1 pseudogene is annotated in these 701 nt (G+C 37.8%); it reads left to right on the top strand.

Features of this window, described 5'->3' with window-relative positions:
* Nucleotides 1-701, top strand: a pseudogene (locus E1189_RS22900) (hypothetical protein); the annotation flags it as partial.

Consider the following 701-nt stretch of genomic DNA (forward strand, 5'->3'; position numbering starts at 1 on the left):
GGCATATCTACGAGGTTGAAACCACAAAATGGAGAATCTCTTCGAAAACCATCCGTACCTGTTTCTATTCCTGTCTTAGGGAAAAGAGGCTCTAGAGAATTTGAATCAGATCCTACATCAATATCTTTGCAAAAGCGAGTGGCAAAAGAAGTTTGTGAAACTAAGACTAAGGACATCTTAGGAAGGTCTTTCCCTGTTGTTACTTTGCCTGATAATACACCTCTTTTATTTCAATGGTTTTCACGCAGTGAAAAGTATAAAGTGCCAGATAGCTATTGTAAAAATCTTGAACAGGCATGTACCTTGGAGGCTGGGCGTGAAATAGGTTTGTTAATTGCTGGTCACAGGGCGACTGAATACGATAGGAAAAAGTTTTCAGAGCTGGAAGAGAAGTATGAGAATTTCCAGATAATCGATTTTGATCAGATTGATACTCAAGAGTTCAACTATGAACTGTCCAGAGAAACATTAGGTAAGCTATTTGAAGGAAGTATTTATTTTAGAAGTAGAAGTAGTGGCTATGCTAATGTCTATAAAATGCTTGATGAGGAGGGTGCTGATATACGAGTTTTAAGTGCTCTTGAATGTACTCGTTTTTTCGATTATTTTGATAGTGCCCGATTTTTTGCAATGATGAAGGGAGGGAATTTATTCTCCAAGGATGCAGACAGTCCTTCTGGTTGTATTTATCTTGATCTTGA

Source organism: Parendozoicomonas verongulae (genome assembly GCF_009711465.1).
Taxonomy (GTDB): domain Bacteria; phylum Pseudomonadota; class Gammaproteobacteria; order Pseudomonadales; family Endozoicomonadaceae; genus Sansalvadorimonas; species Sansalvadorimonas verongulae.